At 61.5% G+C, this 17117-nt stretch carries 12 protein-coding genes and 1 pseudogene; 7 read left to right on the top strand and 6 right to left on the bottom strand.

The window, feature by feature from the left end; translation table 11 throughout:
* Positions 1–438: 438 nt before the first annotated feature.
* The 4 genes from LOY50_RS01025 to LOY50_RS01010 are packed head-to-tail and all read left to right on the top strand — an operon-like array spanning position 439 to position 6176.
* Positions 439–1215 carry a DUF3050 domain-containing protein gene (locus LOY50_RS01025; protein ID WP_253470805.1) on the top strand — a complete coding sequence of 259 codons (777 nt, stop codon included), beginning with the start codon at positions 439–441 and terminating at the stop codon, positions 1213–1215.
* Positions 1212–2144, top strand: a complete 933-nt coding sequence (locus LOY50_RS01020; RefSeq protein ID WP_253470803.1) for a diiron oxygenase — start codon at positions 1212–1214, stop codon at positions 2142–2144. Before LOY50_RS01025 ends, LOY50_RS01020 begins: the two co-directional genes overlap by 4 nt.
* A gap of 10 nt (positions 2145–2154) precedes the next feature.
* Positions 2155–5679, top strand: coding sequence for a non-ribosomal peptide synthetase (locus tag LOY50_RS01015; protein ID WP_258690150.1), 3525 nt, complete (start codon positions 2155–2157; stop codon positions 5677–5679).
* A 32-nt stretch (positions 5680–5711) separates the two neighbouring features.
* Complete coding sequence (locus LOY50_RS01010) at positions 5712–6176, top strand: SRPBCC family protein (protein ID WP_024618586.1); 465 nt, start codon at positions 5712–5714, stop codon at positions 6174–6176.
* Between the two features lie 198 nt (positions 6177–6374).
* Here the strand turns inward: LOY50_RS01010 and LOY50_RS01005 are convergent, their stop codons facing one another.
* Positions 6375–8255, bottom strand: coding sequence for a methyl-accepting chemotaxis protein (locus LOY50_RS01005; RefSeq protein WP_214512939.1), 1881 nt, complete (start codon positions 8253–8255; stop codon positions 6375–6377).
* 254 nt (positions 8256–8509) lie between these two features.
* Between LOY50_RS01005 and LOY50_RS01000 the strand changes: the two are divergent.
* Positions 8510–8708 (top strand): annotated as a pseudogene (locus LOY50_RS01000) (RNA polymerase subunit sigma); the annotation flags it as partial.
* Between the two features lie 278 nt (positions 8709–8986).
* Here LOY50_RS01000 and LOY50_RS00995 read toward each other — a convergent pair.
* Positions 8987–10060 carry a fatty acid desaturase gene (locus LOY50_RS00995; RefSeq protein WP_253470799.1) on the bottom strand — a complete coding sequence of 358 codons (1074 nt, stop codon included), beginning with the start codon at positions 10058–10060 and terminating at the stop codon, positions 8987–8989.
* A gap of 100 nt (positions 10061–10160) precedes the next feature.
* On the opposite strand from LOY50_RS00995, the gene LOY50_RS00990 reads away from it, so the two are divergent.
* A complete protein-coding gene (locus LOY50_RS00990; RefSeq protein ID WP_253470797.1) occupies positions 10161–11165 on the top strand; it encodes an AraC family transcriptional regulator in 1005 nt (334 codons plus the stop codon).
* 180 nt (positions 11166–11345) lie between these two features.
* Here the strand turns inward: LOY50_RS00990 and LOY50_RS00980 are convergent, their stop codons facing one another.
* Entirely contained in the window at positions 11346–12032 is a 687-nt protein-coding gene (locus tag LOY50_RS00980; RefSeq protein WP_258690149.1) for a Crp/Fnr family transcriptional regulator, read from the bottom strand.
* An 87-nt stretch (positions 12033–12119) separates the two neighbouring features.
* On the opposite strand from LOY50_RS00980, the gene LOY50_RS00975 reads away from it, so the two are divergent.
* On the top strand, positions 12120–12644 hold the full coding sequence (locus tag LOY50_RS00975; protein WP_258690148.1) for a DUF962 domain-containing protein: 525 nt from the start codon (positions 12120–12122) through the stop codon (positions 12642–12644).
* Between the two features lie 153 nt (positions 12645–12797).
* Here LOY50_RS00975 and LOY50_RS00970 read toward each other — a convergent pair whose 3' ends face one another.
* Genes LOY50_RS00970 through LOY50_RS00960 form a run of 3 tightly spaced genes read right to left on the bottom strand, consistent with a single transcriptional unit; the run spans position 12798 to position 16842 of the window.
* A complete protein-coding gene (locus LOY50_RS00970) occupies positions 12798–14975 on the bottom strand; it encodes a GMC family oxidoreductase (protein WP_258690147.1) in 2178 nt (725 codons plus the stop codon).
* The gene (locus LOY50_RS00965) at positions 14972–15484 is read right to left on the bottom strand and encodes a sorbitol dehydrogenase (RefSeq protein ID WP_214512933.1); all 513 of its coding nucleotides are present in this window, start codon (positions 15482–15484) and stop codon (positions 14972–14974) included. The genes LOY50_RS00970 and LOY50_RS00965 overlap by 4 nt, the downstream gene beginning before the upstream one ends.
* The gene (locus LOY50_RS00960) at positions 15481–16842 is read right to left on the bottom strand and encodes a cytochrome C (RefSeq protein ID WP_253470785.1); all 1362 of its coding nucleotides are present in this window, start codon (positions 16840–16842) and stop codon (positions 15481–15483) included. Before LOY50_RS00960 ends, LOY50_RS00965 begins: the two co-directional genes overlap by 4 nt.
* Positions 16843–17117: the final 275 nt, after the last annotated feature.

The following is a 17117-nucleotide window of genomic DNA, read 5'->3' as shown; positions in this document are numbered from 1 at the left end:
GGATGTCCGACCGACGTCCTGCCCATAACATAAAATTTCTTAACTCCCCGATCCCTGAAGTGCTCCGAGTGAGGCATTCACTCGAACTATTCGATTCTGATACTCGTAAATCGGAAGGAGCTTCTTCGCCCAAATAAAACTTATATAAAAAGTTTTAAAAGCCCTCTTCGCGCCCAATAAAACACCAACTTTAAATAATTAAAAAAGATACTTGCCACTTACTTGCTCGGTGTATTAGTTTTTTATGCGCCGCGTTACTTGCGGCCCTTTCGACTTGCGACAAGCCAAGCAAATACGGGCCTCGAAAGCCGAAATCACGATTAAAAGAGAATGCTTAAGCCCCTTGGGCAATTCATGGATTCTGGTTCAGGCACCCGCTCGCCTTAATTAAATAACGAGCAACCTTCCGGACAAAATATCATTGATGAGGACGTTCCGATGCAGCCATCCAAAGAACAACTATCTCTAAAAAAACACGAACTTGGCCAACACCCGGTTTTTTCCGAGATTACATCAATCGATCTGTTACGCCGCTTTATGGAAAGCCATGTCTTTGCCGTCTGGGACTTCATGTCGCTGACCAAGCGGCTGCAACGCGAACTCACCTGCGTCCACCTGCCCTGGCTGCCGCCGGCCGACCCGCAAGCGGCTCGCTTGATCAATGAAATCGTACTGGGAGAAGAGTCGGATGAGCGCCCCGGCGCAGGCTATTGCAGCCACTTCGAACTGTACCTGGACGCCATGCGGGAAATCGGTGCCGATACCCGCGCGATCGAGCAATTCATCACCCTGCAGCAGGAGGGCGTCAGCCCCGAGACCGCGCTCGACAGCGTCGAGGTCGAACCAGCGGCGGCAAGGTTTGTCCGCCAGACCTTGCACACCGCTCTGCACGCCCCGGCCCACAGTGTGGCAGCAGCCTTCGTGCACGGTCGCGAGAGTGTGATCCCGCAGATGTTCCAGCGCATGCTCGACGCTTGGGGCATTGGCCTGGATCAGGCGCCGACCTTTCGTTATTACCTGCAACGGCACATCGAAGTCGATTCCGAAGACCATGGCCCAGCGGCAGAAAAGTTGTTGGCCCGACTGATCGATGGCGACCCGCAGCGCGAAAGCGAAGTACTGGTCGCCGCGCTTGCCGCTGTCCACAGCCGCGCGGCCTTGTGGGATGGCTTGCGCCAGAGCATGGCCCAACCGGTTGCACAGGTGACGCCATGAACGCTGTCGAATACCAATCCTTCGCCGACGCCTGGGAAAGCCGCGCCACGATCCGTACCCGGCCACGGCGCCGGGTCGAAGACGACGACAAGCTGATCTTCCCCATGAGCCGCCAGCCACTGGTGCACAGCCAGACCTTCCTCAGCCACTGTCCGCAATTGCGCGACTTTGTGCTGGTGCAGAGCCTCTACAAGTTCATCAACGACGTGGTGATTTTCGAGACCGAACTGGTGGACCACACCGCCCGCCGCATCGCCAAGAACCGCTTCGGCATCGAATTCCCGTTCGCTTGCCGCTACGACGCGATGACCGTGGTGGTGGACGAGGATTATCACGCGCTGGTGGCGATGGACTTCATGCAGCAGACCATCGACATGACCGGCATCGCACCGATCCCGTTGCCGGGGCAGATCGAACTCAGCCGCGCGATACCGGCAACCTTGGCTCAGGCGCCGGAACATCTGCTCAGCGCCGTGGAGCTGATCTGCATCGCCATCGCCGAGAACACCGTGACCAATGAAGTGGCGGCCTTCGCCCGGGACGACTCGGTCAAGGCCTCGATCAAGGGGCTGATGGCCGATCACTTGCTCGACGAGGGTCGCCACTCGGGTTTCTGGACGCGACTGGTGCAGATCTACTGGCGCACCGCGCCCGAAGAGGACCGCGCGGCGATTGCGCGCTTGATGCCCGGGTTCATCGTCCAGTACCTGGCAAGCGACCTGCAGCAAGCGTTCGACTTCGAGCTGATCGCGCACCTGCCCGTCGACGAATCGGTACGCCAGGCGCTGCGTGAAGACGCCAGTGCGCTGGCCTACCCCATCAATCGTTTTCACCCGTTGGTGGGCAACATCACGCGCTTTTTCCGCAGCAGCTCGATGCTCGCGTCCCCCTGCGTACGCGACGCCCTCGCTGATTACCTGACTCCATGAGGACCTTTCGATGAAACGCCTCGAAATTGCAGTGCCTGGCACCAGCCAGGCCATGGCCGAACTGGCCCGGGAACTGGAGCTGCACGGCCACGGCATCGTGGATCGGCAATCGCCGGCCAACCTCGGTGTGGTCGACCTGTTGATCGACGACGGTACGACACCGCGAGCCATTGAAGCCCGCGCATGCCTCCAGGTCCGCGTGGCGCTGCGCACGCTACCCGGCGAGGTATTGCCGCAACCGGTGGTGATATTTCGCGACGGCGCGCAGCGGCTGTTGTGCCAGGAGGTGATTGCGCCGCAAAGCGATGGCAACGGTCAGTCCCTGCGGTTGCGTACCCTGGCGACAGTGGTCGAGGCCGGCGCACGGCTGGTCAGCCAGTTATCCCGGGATGACACCTGCTTCGATCACTGGCCGACGGTACACGCTGACGCTGTCGAGCAACCCCTGCTCGGGCTCGATGCGCTGGAGCCGCTGGCGTTCGAGCACGGCCTCAATCGGCCGCCAATACCCTGGCTGCTCGCCGCCGCCGACATGCCGGTGATGCACAGCATCGAACAGCGCATGCTCGACGACGCGGCGCAACCGGCCCTGTGGGTCGATGGACAACTCATCGACTACAAATCCTTGCGCCGCCTGGCGCTGAGGTTGCAAGAGCCGATGTTGCAAATGCTACGGAGCTCCGAACCTGCAGGAACATGGAGAGCAGGACCTGTGGGAGCAAGGCTTGCCCGCGATGAAGACACCGACGCTCTCAAGCAAACCGCGTCATCGTTCATCGGGGGCAAGCCTGCCTCCCACAAGGTGATCGGTGTCTGCCTGCCCAAATCCGCACACCTGTACGCAGCGATCCTGGCGGTGCTGGGTTGTGGCGCGGTGTACCTGCCGCTGGACCCGCAGCACCCGGCGCAACGTCGGCGCTTCATCCTGGAAAATGCCCAGGCGGACCTGCTGCTGCACGACGGCGACAGCGACCTGGGCGACCTGGCATTGCCAACGCTCAATGTCCATCAACTGCCATCGCCCAAGCCCGGTATCCCGGTTTCGTTGATCCGCCGCACGGTGGACAGCGACGCTCCGGCCGTGGCGATCTACACCTCCGGCACCACCGGCCAGCCCAAGGGCGTGTTGCTCAGCCACCGCAACCTCAGTCACTTCTGTGCCTGGTACGGCGACTACGTCGGGTTGCAGCGCGACAGCCGGGCGTTGCAGTTTTCCACCATCAACTTTGATGCGTCGCTGCTGGATATCCTCCCGACCTTCATCCACGGCGCCTTGCTGGTGGTGCCCAGCGAAGACCAGCGCCGCGATCCGCAGCAACTGGTCACGTTGATTCACCAGCAGCACATCAGCCACGCCTTCCTGCCGCCTGCGCTGCTGAGCGTCATGCCCCTTGATGCACCGCTGGGCCTGACGCACCTGATCACCGGCGGCGATGTCTGCGAACCGTTCGTGATCGAACACCTCGCGCCACAATGCCAGTTCCACAACATCTACGGCCCGACCGAAACCACAGTGCTGGTGACCACACGACAGTTCGGCGTCGGCGACAACAACCGTAACCTCGGCGTGCCCATCGCCAATGGCCGGGTGCTGATCCTGGACGAACAGCTGCAACCGGTTCCCCAAGGTGTCCCCGGCGAGTTGTATATCGCCGGCCCGGGCGTCGGCCTGGGTTATTTGAACGATCCGACGCTGACCGCGACGCGCTACCTCGACCTGGCGCTGCCCACCGGGCAAGTGCTACGGGTCTATCGCACGGGTGATATCGGCCAGTGGACCGACAACGGCATCGAACTGTGTGGCCGGCGCGATAATCAGGTGAAGATCCGCGGTTTTCGGGTCGAGCCCGAGGAAATCGAGCACTGCCTGCGCGATAGCCAGTTGTTTCGCCAAGTGGCGGTGGGGGTCGATGAACGGCGGCGAATCCTGGCGTTCCTGGTTCATCCCGAGCACTCCGGCGACGCCCTCCAGGCGTTGCGCGAGCATGTGCAGAACAGCTTGCCCAGCTACATGCACCCGGCCGCCTACGTCGAATTGCCGAGCCTGCCGTACACCAGCAATGGCAAGGTCGATCGTCGGGCCTTGCTCGCCATGGCGGTGCAGGTGCAGGTCGACGGCCAGCGCCGGCAGCCACAGAACGCCCTGGAGACACAATTGCAGCAACTGTGGGCCGAGCTGCTTGAACTGCCCGTCGAGGACATCGCCACCGACGAAAGCTTCTTCAACCTCGGCGGGCATTCGATCCTGCTGTCGCGACTGTTGTTGAGCATCCGCCAGACGTTCGGCCGCAGCCTGTCGATCAATCGCTTTATCGAAGCGCCGACGCTGATGACCTTGGCCAAGTTGCTGGACGATCCTGATCAAAACAGTGCATCGGTCCTCAGCCCCCAGGCCTTCATCGATGCCGAGGCCGAACTCAACCTCGATCCGCTGCCCATCAGCCAATACGGCGATGTGCACAAGGTGGTGGTGACCGGCGCCAACAGCTTTCTCGGCGTGCACATCGTCGAGGCACTGCTGGCCTGGGGCGCCACCGAAGTCGCATGCCTGGTGCGTGCGAGCGCTGAACAAAGCGCAGCCGAGCGCTTCTCCCAGGCCCTCCAGGACAATCACCTGACCCACCTGAACCTGGACCGCGTCAGTGTGTACGCCGCCGACATCACCCAACCGCAATTGGGTCTGCCAGACGACGTCTACACCCGCATCGACCGCACCTTCGGCGCGCTGGTGCACAACGCTGCCCACGTCAACCATGTGCTCGACTACGAGTCCCTGGCGCGGGACAACGTGGAGCCGATCTTCGAATGCTTGCGCCTGTGTGAAGGGCGCAGCAAGAAGATCTTCAACTTCGTCTCCACGCTTTCCGCCTCCAGTGCCCTGGACGCCGACGGCCAGGTGCTGGAACAGCCTGCCGCCGAGACGCCGCCGATCTACATCAAGAACGGCTACAACCTGTCCAAATGGGTCGGCGAACGGATCCTGCAGCGGGCCCGGGATCGCGGGGTGTGGGTCAATCTGTTCCGTCCCGGCAACATCAGTTTCAACAGCCTGACCGGGGTCTGCCAGCCCCACAAAAATCGGCTGATGCTGATGCTCAAGGGCTCGATCCAACTCGGTCAGGTGCCGGAGCTGTCACTCAACTTCGACCTGATGCCGGTGGATTTCCTGGCCCGTTTCATCGCCTTCCACGCCAGCCGTTACCAGCCGACGCAAGCGGTGTTCAACCTGCACAACCCACAGCCTTTGAGCTGGGATGCTTATGTCGCGTCGTTCCGCGACAGCGGCCGGGAGTTTTCGCTGGTCAGCGTCGCCGAGTGGCAACGGCAATTGGCTCGGGTCGATGCCGACAACGCGTTGTTTGGCGTGCTGGGCTTCTACCTCAACGGCTTCGAAGAAGACATCGGCGATATCTCACTGATCAGCCATGACAACGCCCGCGCCGGCGTGCGGCAGATGGGCGCCAGCTACCCGGAAAAATCCCCGGCCCTGCTGCGTCGCGGCGCCGAGTACCTCAAGGCCATCGACTTCATCTGAAACACCCTCAACCCAAAGCAAGGAGCAAGACCATGAGTGCATTTCAACCCGACACCCTGATCAGAAACCCCCAAGCCTGCCAGGTCGAAACCTCGGTGGAGGTCGCGGCCGACGCGGCGCGCGTCTGGGACGTGGTGGGTGATTTTGGCGGATTCAACCGTTTCATCCCGGCGCTGGAGCACATCGAAATGACCGGCGAGGGCGTGAGGTCCCTGCGCAAGAAATTCTTCCGCGATGGGCAGAACCTGGTGGTGGAACAGCTCAATAGCCGTGACGACCAGGCCATGCACATGACCTGGACGCTGATCTACAACACCTTGGGTATCGACAACCTGTGGGCGGCCATGCGCGTCGAGCCCCTGGCGGACAACCGCTGCCGCGCCACCTGGACCATCATCGCCGACCACACCGACGCCCACACGCCGTCGGGCTTCAGGGATTTCCTCCAGGGCTTCGCCGATGAGGCGATGGGGAATGTGCAGGGGATGTTCAAGTAAGCGCCACTCCCTTGTGGGAGCGGGCTTGCCCGCGAAAGCGGTGGGTCTGTGCCGATGATGTTGACTGGATGGCCGCCATCGCGAGCAAGCTCGCTCCCACAGTTTTGGTTCCGCGGTGAATGCAAAATACCGCCCCACCGCCAGTCCCTTGTGGGAGCGAGCTTGCTCGCGATGGCGGTGGGTCGGCTTGCGACTGGGTCAGATCTTGAAGCTATCCACCAGTTGCTTCAGTCGATTGGCCTGTTGCGACAAGGCATCGCAATCCTTCAGGGTTTCATTGAGGTTGGCCACGCTTTGCTGGTTCAGCAGGTTGATGTGGCTGACGTCCATGTTGAGGGTTTCAACTACAGCGGTCTGTTCTTCGGTCGCAGCTGCTACCGACTGGTTCATGCCGTCGATCTCACCGATACGCTGCGTCACGCTGACCAGTCGCAGGCCGGCCTGGTTGGCCACTTCCACGCTTTCTTCGCTGGACGTCTGGCTGGCGTTCATCGTGGTCACCGCTTCACGAGAGCCGACCTGCAGCGAGGTGATCATCTTGTGGATTTCTTCCGCCGACTCCTGGGTGCGGTGCGCCAGGTTGCGCACTTCATCGGCCACCACCGCAAAACCACGGCCGGCTTCACCGGCACGGGCCGCTTCGATGGCCGCGTTCAGCGCCAGCAGGTTGGTTTGCTGGGAGATGCCCTTGATCACGTCCAGGATGTGGCCGATGTTGTCGGTGCTGGCGTTCAGGGTTTCGATCTGGGTGCACGAGAGGCTGATCTTCTGCGACAGCTCGGTCATGGCCTGGATGGTTTTCTCCACCACTTGGCGACCGTCATCGGCCTGTTCGCTGGCACCGCTGGCATGTTGCGAGGCATCGGCGGCATTGCGGGCGATTTCCTGGGTCGCGGCGCCCAACTCGTTGATGGCCGCGGCCACGCTGTTGGTGCGGGCGCTCTGCTCGTCCGAGCCGACGAGGGACGCATTGGATGAGGTCATCACCCGCTGCGACAGGTCATGCACCTGGCGAGTGGCGGAAGACACTTCCGAGATCGACGCGTGAATCCGCTCCACGAACTGGTTGAACGAACCACCCAGCACCGCGAACTCATCCTTGCCCTGCACAACCAGGCGCCGGGTCAGGTCGCCTTCGCCCTGGGCGATGTCCTGCATGGCGCGGCCCATGGTGGTCAGCGGACGCATCAGCACCTGGATCAGCAGGCTCAGCAGCAACGCAATGGCCGCCACCGCGACAAACATCGCAATCAGCGCAGACGTACGGAACTGGCTCAACGGCGCGTAGGCCTTGGCCTTGTCGATCGACAGGCCGATGTACCACTCGGCGTTCGGCAGGCCAGTCACTGGAGTGAACGAAAGGATACGGTCCTGCCCGTTCAGCTCAACGTCCTGGATACCCTTGCCAATGCGCACCGGAGTGCCTGGGTAGATGTCCTTGAGGTTCTTCATCACCTGGTCTTTTTCCGGGCTGACGATCACCTGACCGTCGCCGCTGACCAGGAACGCATGGCCGATACCGCCGAAGTCCACGGAGTTGATGATCTTCACCAGGGTTTCCAGGCTCAGGTCGCCGCCCACCACACCGAGCAGTTCGCCGTTGTGCTTCACCGGCAGGGCAACGGTCACCACCAGGCCACCCACGGCCGCCAGGTAAGGCGGGGTCAGCATGGTTTTATCGGCGGTCACCGCCTGTTTGTACCAAGGGCGCTGACGCGGGTCGTAACCGTCAGGCATTTTGGCGTCCGGGCGCTGGGTGAAGACGCCGTTGGCCTGGCCCACATAAGTGAACTGGAAGTTCGACGTCAGCGCGGGCTGATCGACCAGCCCTGGCAGATCGGCAGCAGCACCCTGGTGCGCGATGTTTTGCGCCAGGTTTTCCAGCACCAGTATCCGGCCACTCATCCAGTTCTGGATGCTGCTGGCCGTCAGGTCGCCGGATTGCTCGATGGACGACTCAAGGCTGCTGCCGATGGTGGTTCGCTGCAAATAATCGTTGTAGAGCGTGAACAGGGCAAAAGCCAGGACCACCACACCAGAGGCGGCAAGAAGGATTTTGTGACTGAACTTTAGATTCATGGATGAGACTTCTTATGCAAGGAGTGGGGAGTGCATTCCAGGTTTGCAACGTTCTATGTAGCAGTGCGAGCGGTTATCAATCCGCGCCACTTTGGTGCACACGTACAAGTCTGTCGGCAAACCTGTACAAATAATTAGGGAATCGAAGAAATAGGCGACGAGAGGACACAGCGGGTGGACCGTGGTTGCACATTCGCCGGCGGCTGATGACAGTGCGACTGATGATCATTTGTGACATCCAGGCCGTTGCGTCCATGTCATCTCCCGAGCTTGCAGTACAGGCGCTCTACAGCCGTCATCACGGCTGGCTCAATACTTGGCTGCGCCCCCGCCTGGGCAGCGCCGCCGATGCCGCGGACCATCGACCATTGGCAGCGAGAAGAAATCGAACGCGCCTACCTCCAAACCATAGCTCACCTGCCGGAAGCCGAAACCCCTGGCGCCGAAGAAAGGCTCCACTCCTTCATCGTCGACAACATGCTGCAAGCCGAATTTTTACCGGCGCGACCAAGCACACCGTACTGATGGGCGCCGACTATCTGTCGGCTACAGCTGGGCCGATGCCTCGGTGACGGTGAGTTATCAGTTCTAACCTGTTCCCGGCCTTAACTCATTCTCTGTGGCGAGGGCGCTTGCTCCCGCTGGGCTGCGCAGCAGCCCCAAAAAACCAGGGCCGCCTCGCGCCCCAGCGGGAGCAAGCTCCCTCGCCACAGGTTTCGCACCTGTATCGGTCAAACCCGCAGTGCATCCCCTTCCTCCCGCACCACACCCTCTTCCCGCACAAACCGGTTCGCCCGCCCAAACGTACCGAAATCATTGAACCGTACACCCATTTCCCGCATCACTTGGTGGGCCACCGGCACCGTCAGTTGGCGAATGTAGAACGGCTCCTTCACCACGAAATGATGAACGCCATGGCTGCTGCCGAAGTTGAAGCAGAACGCCTGCAACGGCCACAACCACCAAGGGTTGAGCACCTGGGTCTGCTGGATGACATTGCCCGGCTCGATGTCGCCGTAGTAGTGCATGTTCGAGCTGACAAAATGCAGGCAAAAGGTGCGCAACACGTTCGGCCCGATGATCACCACCGCGGCGATGTCGATTACCTGCATCGTCGCCAGCGTGGTGGCCGACCAGTCAATTGAAGTGCCCAGCAGACCGGCGATGCCGTTGGCCCCGTGGAAACCGAGAAACACATACCAGGCGCCCCAATGCAGCAACGCCAGCGGGAAATACACCTTCAGCGTGCGCTTGAGAATGCTGCGCTTGTGCGTCCAGGTCTTGGCCCGCAGCAGGCGGATGAACGCCGACATCACGTTATCGCCGACCATCAGCAACCGCGCCAGTCCCCAGGGTTCGCCGTTGGTGATGGCCCGTTCCTCCATGTCGGCTTCGCTGCCGGACACCTTGTGATGGTTGAGGTGCAGGTGGCGACGGATCCACGGGTTGATGGTGCTCGGCCGCGCCAGCCACACCAGGCCCATCATCAAGTTGTGGGGCAGGCGCTGCTTGCGAAAATACATGCTGTGGATCAGGTCGTGCTCCAGCTCGTGGGTCAGGGACGCGAAAAACGCGTTGAGCAACAGGCACGCCCACCCGGCCAGGTAACCGTTGATGTAGAGCAGCGCCGAACCGATCATCCCGACCAGGGCGAACGCCAGGATCCCCGCGCCCAACGCGTCCTGGTGGCGCAGGATCGGATAGCGCTGGCGCAATTCTTCGCCCCGGGCCAGGACCACCTGGCGAATATGGGCCGATCGTTGTTGTGCATTCAATCGCTCGGGGCTTGCGCAAGTGCCGTGCATGGCTTACATCCTCTGTTAGAGATGTGCTCATCCTGCCGGGCGTTGTTCCCTGGGATGGTAGCCGTAAACGCCAACCTGTTGACCGCAAGCGCCAATCGTCATGACTGAACCGACTTCCCTCGCCAGCTGGACCCGCGCCCTGCGCAAACAGCTCGATGCGCTGGGCCTGGACAGCCATGCCTTGTGCGTAGAAGCCGGCCTCGACCCGCAGTGGATGGACGAGCCGAACGCCCGTTACCCGCTCTCAGCCACCACCCGTCTGTGGGCATTGGCCGTGCAGGCCAGCGGCGACCCGGCCATCGGCCTGCGGGTGTCGCGCTTTGTCAGCCCCACCACATTTCACGCACTGGGTTATGCCCTGGTGGCCAGCGGCAGCCTGCGGGAAGTGTTCGAGCGGATCGTGCGCTATCACCCGGTGGTCAGCGATGCGCTGACCCTGCAATTGAACCGGGGCGAAGACCGCTACCGTTTCAGTCTCGAGGTGCCGCCGGGCCGACCGGCGCCAGCCTTCGAAGCCATCGACGCGTTCACGGCGATTTACGTGCGCACCTGTCGCAACCGCCTCGGCCGTGATTACGCACCGCTGGCGGTGTACCTGCGGCGCCCGGAACCGGCGGACCCCAGCCCCTGGCACAAGGTGTTCCGTTCGCCGGTGCATTTCGGCGCCGACCAGGATTGCCTGGAGTTCAACCTCAGCGACTTCGACAGCCACCTGGACGACGCCAACCCGGAACTGGCCGAACACAACGAAACGGTGCTCGAACGCACCCTCGCCCAACTCAAGCCGCTGACCTGGGAGCGCAAGGTACGCGCGGCCATCGAGGCCCAACTGCCCGAAGGCGAGCCCAGCGCCGAACGCATCGCCCAGGCCATGCACCTGAGCCTGCGCAGCCTGCAACGGCACCTGGCCGACGAAGGCTGCCGCTTCGACGCACTGCTCAACGAGTGCCGGGAGAATCTGGCGCTGCTGCACCTGCGGGATCCGAATTGCTCGCTGAGCGAAGTCAGCTACCTGCTGGGCTTTGCCGATGCCAGCAGCTTCAGCCGCGCCTTCAAGCGCTGGACCGGGATGACGCCGGGGCAGTTTCGGGATGGGTTGCGCTAGGGATTTGGGTTGGTTGCACTGGCCCTATCGCGAGCAGGCTCGCTCCCACATTTTATCCGGGGTGCACACAAATCCTGTGGGAGCGAGCTTGCTCGCGATGGCGGTGTATCAGTCAATATCGATGTCGACTGACCTGACGCCTTCGCGAGCAAGCTCGCTCCCACAGGGTTCTGGTCGGTTTCAGGTTGTGGTCAGGGCTCGCAGCCGCTCGATGTCGAGGATTTCGATCTCGCCGTAACCCAGGTGCAGGATGCCCTGGGCCTGCAGGTCCTTGAGGATCTGGTTGGTGGTCTGGCGTGACAGCGCGAGCATCAGCGCCAGTTGTTCCTGGGGCAGTTGCAGGACCCGTCGGGCCGGTTCGATTTCGCCGTAGCCTTCGGCGATCAGCAGCAGGCGGTGGGCCAGGCGGGACGGGGCGGGCATCAGGCTCAGGTGTTCGAGGTTGATGAAGGTCAGGCGCAGTTTGTGGCTCATCAACAATGCCAGGTGCCGCCAGTAGATTGGCTGCTCTTGCAGCAATGCCAGCAACGGAGCCTGGGGCACATGCAGCAGCGTACATTGACCGACCACCACCGCATCATGAGTGCGCGGCTGGCCATCGAACAGGCAGATTTCACCGAACCAGTGGGGCGCCTCCACCACGCTTAGCAACGCCTCCTTGCCCTGCTCGTTCACCGCACCGACGCGCACCGCGCCTTCCAGCACGGCATACAGCCCGCACGGTGGATCGCCGCGCTGGAACAGCCGATGACCCGGCGGCAGGCGGCGCACCCGCGCCATGCCCAGCAGACTATTCTGTAACTCAGCAGGCAGATGGCTGTACCAGTGGCTGGCCATCAGGTGTGAGTGCCAGGGATGCGAATTCATGGAAACTCCGGGACAAGTGTCGGCTAACTGACAGAACGCCTTGTGGTACCTGGGCATCATGCAGGTATCACCTCAGGAGGAACAACAATGAAAAGCCTCGTCGATCATCTCAGTCAATACGCCGCCTATCACCGCGACCCGCGCAACATCGCCAGCCATTTCATCGGTATCCCGCTGATCTTCGTCGCCGTCGCCGTGCTGCTGTCACGCCCAGGTTGGCCAGTGGGCGCGGTCCTGGTGTCGCCAGCGCTGCTGGTGGCCGTGGCCAGTGCCTGGTTCTACCTGCGCCTGGAGTTGCGCCTGGGGGTGTTGATGACGGTGCTGCTGAGCCTGGCGGTCTGGCTGGGCCAGATACTCGCCGCGCAAAGCACCCTGGTGTGGCTGGGCAGTGGCCTGGGGATGTTCGTGGCGGGCTGGGTGATCCAGTTTGTCGGTCACTATTACGAAGGCCGCAAGCCGGCGTTCGTCGACGATCTCACCGGGCTGATTGTCGGGCCGCTGTTTGTGGTGGTGGAAGCGGGCTTTTTGCTGGGGCTTCGCGGCGAACTGAAGCGGGCCATCGAAGAGCGCGTCGGGCCCGTAGCCTTGCGCAACCAGCGTTCGACGGTCTGAAAACACCCCTCTGTGGGAGCGAGTCTGTGGGAGCAAGGCTTGCCCGCGATGCAAACACCTCGGTGTAGCTGATCGACCGAGGCGATGCCATCGCGGGCAAGCCTTGCTCCCACAAGCTCGCTCCCACAAGAGTTGGGCCTTACCGCTCAAGCGTTACAGCGCACCAAACTCGACCCGTACCGTCAGCGCGCCGGTGTTATCTTTCAAGCCAGACCCGTGCTGCCCGGTCAGGTCATCGTTGATGCACAGTTGCAGTTCCCCTTGCTGGTCGCCCGGAACCTGCCCCAGATCACCCACCAGGAACGGCTTGCCACCATCGCCCACGCGACCGATCAAGGCACCTTCGGCGGCACCGGGCAAGGCATAGCTGCTGTAGTCGATGTGCCTCGAACCGCCATTTCCATCGACATTGCCGCCCTGCGGACTGGCACACCATAGCCCACTGACGTAGCGCACCAGGCGCGGTACCAACCCGTTGACCTGCACGCCGGTGCCCTGCCAGGCGATGTTGGATTGGACCTGCATCGTCACCGCCCGCAGGTCATTGGCCAGTGTATCCCCGGCCTGGAACGACAGCGCCGCAATCGTCAGGCTCGGGTTCGAGGTGCCGGTGCTGGGGAACACGCCATCCCCCACCAGGAACAGGTTCTTGTGGTCCCAACTGCGCTGGTATTTATCCACGACCGACTTTTTGGGGTCATCGCCCATGCGGTAAGTCCCCATCAGGTGACCGGCGCCCTGGAAGCTGTAGGGCACCTTGTCGTAAGTAAAACATCCAGGTGCGATGATGTCCGTCAACTCCTGGGCACCGAGCAGGTCCTCGATGATGTGCGTCGCCAGTATTTTCGCCTGCTGGAAACCCTTCATGGTGTACTCGGACAGGTCGTAGTGGATTTCCGGCCGAGGGATACCGAGCCGGTCCGTGTATTCGGTCGAGGGCACGATGTAGCATTTCGCGTGGTCGGGGTCGTCCTCGACCTGCTCGACCAGGAAACCGATCCGGAACTGGCGGGTGAAGACGTCGTTGAGCTTATGTACCAACGCCGTTCCGGATAGCAATTTATTGCTCGGGTTAGCGCCGCCATTGTTCTTCCCATCGATAAAGTCGGCGACCGTGGTGTAGGGATCACCGGCCGGCCAGTTCCAACCTTCGTTGCCAATCTCGATACGCCACGCCGCACGATCGCTGCGAAAGGCACCGTCGCGCAGGCTTTCGATGCCGGCCGTCGATAGCGGTCCCCGGTAGGGGAAAATCGCCTTGCCCTCGGGCATCAACCCCCACGCCAGATAAATGGGATGGTCAGCCAGGCCGCGCCCCACTTGCCCGCTGCTGTTGGCCACGCCGGAGTGCAGTAGCAGCTTCGGTGTTTCGATCGCATGGGCGGCGATCACATAACGTTGTCCTATTGCCACGCCGGTCCCAGTGACGGGGCCATCTTCCAATTGGTACTGCTTGAACTCGATGCCATTGATATTGCTGTCAGTGCCAACGGTTACTTTGCTGGCCACGGTTCGATAAAGCACTCGAACCTTGCCAGTGTTCAACGCCTTGTTCATGGTCACGGTGGCGTCGTACTTGGCCTGGATCGGGCAGATCGGCGTGCAGTTGGTATTGCCGGCGCATACCCGGCGACCGGCATAAGGTTGAGAGTTGCGCCCGGCCGGCGTCGGGCTGACCACCAGCGGCAAGCTATCGAACGTCTTCCCCGTGACAGCCGTGACAAAGCTGCCGTCGACCAGCGACAACGGAATGCTGCGCATCGGGAATGCATAACCCTCAGGAAAGGTCATGCCCAGATAGGCTTGGTCGGCGACGTTGGCCGACACACCGATTTCCGCTTCCGCCCGGCAATAGGCGCTTTGCAGATCGTCATACCCTATTGGCCAGTCAACCCCGACGCCATACTTGGACCGCAGGCGAAAATCGTTCGGCACCATGCGCAGGCAGGTTCCGACCCAATGCCATGTCGTGCCGCCACCCACCCGTTCGTAAGTGCTCGTAAAGGGCAGCGGGCCTTTTTGGACCAAGTAGCTGACCGCCGGGTTGTTCCAGTTGCCATTGAGCAGATCGGCAATGGTCGCCCGCGGCGCGTTCAGTTCGGCCGGCCCCTTGAGATGTGGGTCCAGTGTCGTGCTTGGGGGATAAGGGGACTCAGGGGTTTTCAGCGTCGCGGTATAGAAACGCTCCAGATACTGGGCACGATTGACCGGTATCTCCGGCCCCGATTCGAGTACCAGCACATCAATCCCGGCCATGCCCAATTGATAGGCAATGATGCTACCGGCCAGACCTGCGCCAACGATCACCACTTCGGCTTGTTCGGTACTCATGACAACGCTCCTTGCTGTCCGTTAGCGGATACGCCGGTCAAATCTTCAAGGCTGGAGGGCGCGCTGTTCCAATACCCAAAAAACGATTCGCTGTAGCCCATCGGGTGGGCCTGGGCGATCTTCCAGGCCCAGCTGTTGATGTAGGCCTGATCGGACACCACCGCCGAATCATCTTTCTTGAAAGGCGCCATATCGAACGGTTGATACCAGACGCCCAACAACCACAGCTTCATGATCGAGCGCGCGGCGAGTACCGTATGTGGAATCGTCGGTTGCATGTTGAACTTCAGTATCTGCTGGGCGATCTGGTCGGACGGTACATGGTCCGCCGCCAGCGTGGCGTATTGAGTCAAGAGCGCGTTGAGCACGTCGGAAGGAACTCGCGCAGTGACGTAATCGAGAAAGATCGGCGGCAAACCGACCTGGTCGATCTGCGGTGCCAGACGATCGGCCGAGATGCCAATCAGGGCCGATGACAGGCCTACGAAGTTATCCAGATTGCTGCTCATTGCTTGGCTCCTTGTCCACTGGTGGACTGTGCGCGTTCGAGCAAATAGGTGAAATCCGCGAAGCTGGTGCGTGGCGATTCGGTGACATGGGTGGCCGCATTGCCGTGGCACGCCATGCAACTGGAAGACGCCTGGGGCACGGTGCCCTGGATGTAGGTCTCCAGCGTGGCGTTGGCCAGGAACAGGGGTGCAGGACTGCCCAGCGGGTTGGCGGCCGATATCTGGCAGTTCTTGGGCGGGTCTGACGGCCACTGGGTACTGATCAGCTGATAGTTCGCCCAGACGCTCTGCGGGTCCACCTTACGCAACAGCTCTTGATACGTAGCGTTCAGTTTTCTGGTGGCATCGGTGAGCGGCACGTCGCGCACGATCTGCGAGGGCGTAGCCTTGACCGCCGGGTTCCATGGCCGTGGCGGCGGTTGGTTGATGTCGCTTGTGCTGGCAGCGTTGTAGAACAGATACGGTCCCGTCCGCTGGGCAACGGGCGTGGTTTTTTCCGGCACGTTTTTTACATGCTCGAAGGTTGACCAGACCCATTGCGCCGCGCTGGTGGTCTTATGGACCATGTGCAATCCCACCAACCCGACCGGCTCGGACACGCACGACTCCGCGACAATCGGCCCATGGCTGGGGTCGTTGTTCCCCGGGGTGTAGACCAGCGCATCGACGGTGTGAAAGTCCTGCCGCTTGTCGTTGGGGCCCAGCACTTTCCACGACGCCTTCACCATCACCGCACCGACCTGTTTGGTCTCGGTGGAACCACAACTGAACGCCACGGCATTGGTCGGGTTCGCGGCGAAGAACTTCTGCTGGCCTTCGATGCTGTACAGACCGTTATCGACGATGCCGTTGAACATCGATTGGTTGACCACGATTTCGTTGCGCGTGTAGGTGCCGTTCTGGTCCACCAGCGGGCCGCTCTCGAAGGGCTGGATAAATTCATCCAGCACATCGGGCACCTTGCCCATTTGCTGCAACAGGCGACCGGGCTTGAGCGACTTGCACGCTTCGGGCAGGGTCGCCGGGGCATTCCAGGGCAGCGGGGCCTGGCCCTTGGCGCGGAAAATCTGGTAGCTCTCTTTCCAGCTTTCCCACACGGTGGCGCCATCCTGCTTGCCGATGGAAGTGCCGGTATTGGGGTCGCCGTTATCCAGCGCCGGCCAGTTCAGGGCAATGAAGGTCTGCCACGACAGCTCATCGAAATTGGCTTGCAGGCTGACCAGTGAAACGGGCTTGGTCACCGTGACATCGAAGGGTATCTGGGGGGACAGCGAGGGGGCGGCGCTGGCGGCCGGAGCCAGCAAGACGCCTAACAATGCACAGCCAAGCGGGCCATGCCGACTGACTTCCACTCTCATGTTTTCTCTCCTTGGCATCAGGGCACCAGGAGAGATAACACCGGTCCGTCATGGACTCTCACTTGCCTCCTGGCCTGTCAGAGTCTAGGTAGGGTTTGGGCGGGGAAAAGGCGTTGGCGTAGAACCAATCGAAGCAAGGTTGGGTGGGGTTATTCAGATTCGGATCGGGGCGTCAGTGGGGACGCCATCGCGAGCAAGCTCGCTCCCACAATGGATCTGCGCCATACACAAATCCCCTGTGGGAGCGAGCTTGCTCCGGGCGGCGTTCCGACGAT

The organism is Pseudomonas sp. B21-010, from assembly GCF_024749325.1.
In the GTDB taxonomy this organism is placed as follows: Bacteria; Pseudomonadota; Gammaproteobacteria; order Pseudomonadales; family Pseudomonadaceae; genus Aquipseudomonas; species Aquipseudomonas kilonensis.
The sequence above is the reverse complement of the archived record's forward strand: the minus strand, read 5'-3'. Positions and strand labels throughout refer to the sequence as shown.

Coding starts and splice junctions, on each gene's coding strand:
- LOY50_RS01025 (WP_253470805.1), top strand. CDS start 439: ATGCAGCCATCCAAAGAACAACTATCTCTAAAAAAACACGAACTTGGC.
- LOY50_RS00980 (WP_258690149.1), bottom strand. CDS start 12,032: ATGAATTCGCATCCCTGGCACTCACACCTGATGGCCAGCCACTGGTAC.
- LOY50_RS00965 (WP_214512933.1), bottom strand. CDS start 15,484: ATGAGCAGCAATCTGGATAACTTCGTAGGCCTGTCATCGGCCCTGATT.
- LOY50_RS00995 (WP_253470799.1), bottom strand. CDS start 10,060: ATGCACGGCACTTGCGCAAGCCCCGAGCGATTGAATGCACAACAACGA.
- LOY50_RS00975 (WP_258690148.1), top strand. CDS start 12,120: ATGAAAAGCCTCGTCGATCATCTCAGTCAATACGCCGCCTATCACCGC.
- LOY50_RS01015 (WP_258690150.1), top strand. CDS start 2,155: ATGAAACGCCTCGAAATTGCAGTGCCTGGCACCAGCCAGGCCATGGCC.
- LOY50_RS01020 (WP_253470803.1), top strand. CDS start 1,212: ATGAACGCTGTCGAATACCAATCCTTCGCCGACGCCTGGGAAAGCCGC.
- LOY50_RS00960 (WP_253470785.1), bottom strand. CDS start 16,842: ATGAGAGTGGAAGTCAGTCGGCATGGCCCGCTTGGCTGTGCATTGTTA.
- LOY50_RS01010 (WP_024618586.1), top strand. CDS start 5,712: ATGAGTGCATTTCAACCCGACACCCTGATCAGAAACCCCCAAGCCTGC.
- LOY50_RS00990 (WP_253470797.1), top strand. CDS start 10,161: ATGACTGAACCGACTTCCCTCGCCAGCTGGACCCGCGCCCTGCGCAAA.
- LOY50_RS00970 (WP_258690147.1), bottom strand. CDS start 14,975: ATGAGTACCGAACAAGCCGAAGTGGTGATCGTTGGCGCAGGTCTGGCC.
- LOY50_RS01005 (WP_214512939.1), bottom strand. CDS start 8,255: ATGAATCTAAAGTTCAGTCACAAAATCCTTCTTGCCGCCTCTGGTGTG.